This window comes from Leucobacter soli (assembly GCF_042659205.1).
GTDB classification, from domain to species: Bacteria; Actinomycetota; Actinomycetes; order Actinomycetales; family Microbacteriaceae; genus Leucobacter; species Leucobacter soli.
On the sequence record NZ_JBHSRW010000192.1, the window covers coordinates 1 to 4,438 of the forward strand.

Annotated in this window: 4 protein-coding genes; 3 read left to right on the top strand and 1 reads right to left on the bottom strand. The window is 69.6% G+C overall.

Translation table 11 applies throughout. The features are described 5' to 3' along the window. Positions 1 to 65: 65 nt before the first annotated feature. On the bottom strand, positions 66 to 1,223 hold the full coding sequence (locus ACFPZL_RS10445) for an NAD(P)/FAD-dependent oxidoreductase (RefSeq protein WP_218114513.1): 1,158 nt from the start codon (positions 1,221 to 1,223) through the stop codon (positions 66 to 68). A gap of 56 nt (positions 1,224 to 1,279) precedes the next feature. Here ACFPZL_RS10445 and ACFPZL_RS10450 point away from each other — a divergent pair, with 56 nt between their 5' ends. The 3 genes from ACFPZL_RS10450 to ACFPZL_RS10460 all read left to right on the top strand — a co-directional run. Further along, complete coding sequence (locus tag ACFPZL_RS10450) at positions 1,280 to 2,212, top strand: dihydrodipicolinate synthase family protein (protein ID WP_218114512.1); 933 nt, start codon at positions 1,280 to 1,282, stop codon at positions 2,210 to 2,212. Between the two features lie 2 nt (positions 2,213 to 2,214). Beyond that, positions 2,215 to 3,222, top strand: coding sequence for a 3-hydroxyacyl-CoA dehydrogenase (locus tag ACFPZL_RS10455; protein WP_218114511.1), 1,008 nt, complete (start codon positions 2,215 to 2,217; stop codon positions 3,220 to 3,222). Beyond that, the coding region (locus ACFPZL_RS10460) for an MFS transporter (RefSeq protein WP_382335341.1) at positions 3,222 to 4,438 on the top strand (1,217 nt) is incomplete at its 3' end. The genes ACFPZL_RS10455 and ACFPZL_RS10460, both read left to right, overlap by 1 nt.

Genomic DNA, 4,438 nt, shown 5'->3' on the forward strand with positions numbered 1-4,438 from the left:
CCCGCCCGGGCGCCCTGCGTGGTGCCGGCGCGCGCTCATGCGACGATGCCGACGCGAGCGGCCGTTCAGAAGCGATCCGGCGCGAACGGGCGGAGATCGACCCCCGGCTCCTCGTCCTGCGCGAGCCGGGAGAGCACCCGGCCCATCAGCGGGCCGGCGGTGAACCCCATGTAGGGGTAGAAGCCGAGGATCACGTTCGGGTGCCCGGGCACGGGGCCGATGATCGGGCTGTGATCCGGCGTGCCGTTGCCGATCCCGACCCAGGTACGCAGGAGCTTGACGTCCGAGACCACGGGGGCGACGCGCGTCGCGATCCCGAGGTTGGTGCGCAGGGACTCCGGGTTGAGCACCCACTCGCCCGCCGCGTTCTGGCGGGCGGGCCACCCGCCGCCGATCAGCAGCGTGCCGGCCTGCGCCTGCTTGAACGTCAGCTTGCCGCCGGCGTAGTAGACTAGGTGCTTGACGAGCGGGTCGATCCGCTCGGTCACGCTCACCTGCACCGCACCGCTGCTGATCGGCAGCTCGATGCCGAAGTGCCGGCCGAGATCCGGCATGCCGTCGCCGCCGGCCAGCACGACCTTGCGCGCCGCGAACGCGCCCTTCGCGGTCCGGATCTCGGTGACGCCGCCGGACTCGGCGAACCCCTCGACGCTGGTGCCGGTGCGGATGACGGCGCCGTGCTCGACCGCCCGCGTGGCGAATGCCGGGGCGGCGAGGAGCGGATTGGCCTTGCCCTCGATCGGGCAGAGCTCCCCTCCTACGGCGTCGTCGGTGATGTACGGGGCGATCTCCCTGAGCTCGTCCCCCGTCAGCACCCGGCTGTCGATGCCGATGCTCTGCTCGAGCGCGACCTTGCGCTCGATGGCCGGCATCTGGTCGGGATGGTCGGCGACGAGCAGTCCGCCGCGCTTGGCCACCTGCAGGTCGATGCCGAGCTCCTCGCTGAGCCCGTCCCAGATCTCGAGCGAGTCGGCGAGGAAGCGCAGGGCGGGCAGCCAGTTCCGTGCCCATTCCTCCCCCTCCTCGAGGAACGGCTCGTGCTGGATCTGGCCGTGGAGGCTCCCCGCGTTGCGGCCGGACGCCTCCGTGTTGAGATCGTGCCGTTCCAGGAGCAGGACGCGCGCGCCCGATCGGCTCAGGAAATAGGCCGTCGCGCACCCGCTGATGCCGCCTCCGACGACGGCAACATCAAAAACTTCGCGATTGAGCTTTCCGTTTGTCATGTTGACACCGTATCCTTGTGTTCACCATACGTACAAGTGTTCGCAGAGAGGTCAGTATGTCGAAATCGTTCACGGGGTCCTACACCGTCGCTGTCACCCCCTTCAATGATGACGCCAGCGCCATCGATATCCCTCGCCTTCACGCGTTCCTCGACTGGCAGCTCGAGGAGGGCGTGCCCGGCATCATCATGCTCGGCACCACCGGCGAGTTCGTCGCCGTGACCCCGGAGGAGCGCCGCCTGCTCGTCGAGGAGACCGTGAAGCGCATCGACGGGCGCATCCCCGTGCTCGTCGGCACGATGAACGCGTCCACCGCGATCGCCGTGCAGCAGAGCGTCGAGGCCGAGGCGCTGGGCGCCGACGGCTTCATGACCCTCCCGCCCTACTACTACACGCCGACCGACGACGAGATCTACCGCTACTACGAGGCGATCGCGAACGCGACCAGCGTGCCGATCATGCTCTACAACAACCCGGTCACCTCGAACGTCGACATGAGCGCCGAGCTCGTGGCGCGCCTCGCCAAGGACTTCGAGAACGTCTCCTACATCAAGGAGTCCTCGCAGGACATCGCTCGCGTGCGCGACGTGATCGAGCTCGCGGGCGACGACATGACGGTCTACGCCGGCGAGCGGGTGGTCGACTCCTTCCTCCTCGGGGCCGAAGGATACGTCAACCCCTACGGCAACTACATCCCCCGCGCATCGGCCGGGATCTGGGACCTGCTGACCGCCGGGCGCATCGACGAGGCGCGCCAGATCGATCGCCTCATCCACCGCTTCGACGCCATCATCGCCGAAGGCCACCCCACCTACGGCCACCAGTGCTACTCGAAGCGCCTCGCGCAGCGCGAGGGGTTCCCCATGGGCCCCGTGCGCGCTCCCCTCACCACCTTCGACCAGCTCGGCGCCGAGGGCGAAGAGCGCCTGGCGCGCATCGGCGCGATCATCGACGAGCTGAACGAGTACACCAAGCAGATCGGCCTCTGAATATGGACGAGTCCCCCCTCGACACCGCGGAGGCGGCCCCCCACGCCTCCGCGGTGGACTCCGTCGCCGTCGTCGGCGCGGGAAGCATCGGCATCGCCTGGGCCATCGTCTTCGCCTGCGCCGGCCGACGGGTGCAGATGCAGGAGGTCGACCCGGCCCGGCGCGAGATCGCGCTCGGGGAGGCGAAATCGAAGCTGCACGAGCTCGAGGCGGGCGGCTTGCTCAGGGAACCCATCGCCACGGTGCTGAGCCGCATCTCGGTGAGCGGATCGCTCGAAGAGGCGGTCGCCGGAGTCGGATACGTGCAGGAATGCATCATCGAGAACCTCGAGGCCAAGCAGGAGCTCTTCGCCCGGCTCGACGCGCTCACCCCGCGGGACGTGGTGCTGGCGAGCTCCACCTCGACGATCATGGCCTCCCGGTTCGCATCGGACCTCGCAGGGCGCGACCGCTGCATCGTGGTGCACCCCGCGAATCCGCCCTACTTCCTGCGTGTGGCCGAGATCGTCCCCGCCCCGTTCACCTCCGAGTCGACCGTCAGCACGACGTCGGAGCTGCTCGCGAGCAGCGGTCTCGCACCCATCCTGCTGAAGCAGGAGATCGAGGGCTTCGTCTTCAACCGTCTGCAGGGAGCGCTGCTCCGGGAGGCCTACTGCCTGGTGCGCGACGAGATCGTCACGCCGGTGGAGCTGGACACGCTCGTGCGCGAGGGCCTCGGTCTCCGCTGGTCGCTGATCGGCCCGTTCACGACCAGTGAGCTCAACACCCGGGGCGGTCTGCGCAGGCACGGCGAGGTCCTCGGCCCCGTCTACGCGCGCATCGGCATCGAACGGGCCCAGGAGGATCCCTGGACGCCGGAGACGATCGAGCAGGTCGCCCGCGCGGTCGAGAACTCGCTGCCGCACCGATCCTGGGAGGACAACGTCCGGGAGCGCGACCGCGGGATGATCCAGCTCTCCTCACTGCTGAAGCACTTCGAGAACCCGCTCACCTATCACCGCACCGATTGATGAGCGCGCGGCATCCGCTCATCTGGTCGCCGCCGTTCATCGCGATCGTCCTGGTGTCGATCAACATGCGGCTCACGATCGCATCGGTCGGTCCGCTGCTCGAGGAGATCGCCACGAGCGAGGGGATGCGGCTCGCCGCGCTCGGCGCCCTGGGCGCCGTCCCGATGCTCACCTGGGCGCTGCTCTCCCCGCTCATGCACCGTCTCGGCGAACGCTTCGGCATGCATCGCACCGTGGCCTGGTCGCTGATCCTCCTCGCCGCGGGCACCGCGCTGCGCTCGCTCGCGGGGTCTCCGATCAACCTGTGGCTCGGCACCGCGATCATCGGCGCCGCACTCGCCGCCGGCAACGTGCTCATGCCGGCGATCATCAAACGCGAGTTCGACGATCGCGCCCCCTTCGTCATGGGGGCATTCTCCTCGACCGTGGCGATCGCCGGCGCCATCGCCTCGGGCATCGTGATCCCGCTCGCCGGGATCCAGGTCGCGGGTCAGGAACTCGGCTGGCGCTGGACCCTGCTGTCGTTCGGGCTCGCCATCCCCGTCGCGCTCGTCGCCTGGAGCTGGGCCTTCCGCAACCGCGACGTGCGCCCCCCGATGCGGGGCGGCGCAGATGCCGCGTCGGCGACGGCCGACGGGCCGGGTGCCGAGCACCGCCCCGATTCCGGCCGAAGGGTCTGGGGCGAGGCGCTCGCCTGGCAGATCGCGATCTACATGGGGGCCCAGTCGACGATCTTCTACACGCTCCTCACCTGGCTCGTCGCCATGGAGGCCGCTCAGGGCCGGTCGGCGACGCTGGCCGGCCTCGACACGATGGTGATCCAGATCGTGTGCGTCGCGGGATCGGCGGCGACTCCCGCGCTGTACCGCGGACGCCTCGTGCGCTGGCTCCCGGCGGTCCTGCCCGTCCCGCTGCTCGTGGCCTGCGTCGGCATCATCGTCGCCCCCTCGCTCATCGTCCTCTGGGCGGCGATGACCGGGCTGGGCCTCGGCGCGACCTTCACGATGTCGATCACCCTCATCGCGGTGCGCACGCGCACCCACGGCGACGCCAGCGCGCTCTCCGGCATGGCGCAGTCCGCCGGCTACACGCTCGCCGCAGCGGGTCCGATCCTGTTCGGCTGGCTGCTCGCCGCCAGCGGTGGCTGGACGCTCCCGATGCTGCTGCTGACCGCGATCGGCCTCTTCATCGCCTTCATCGGGTTCGTGAACGCGGG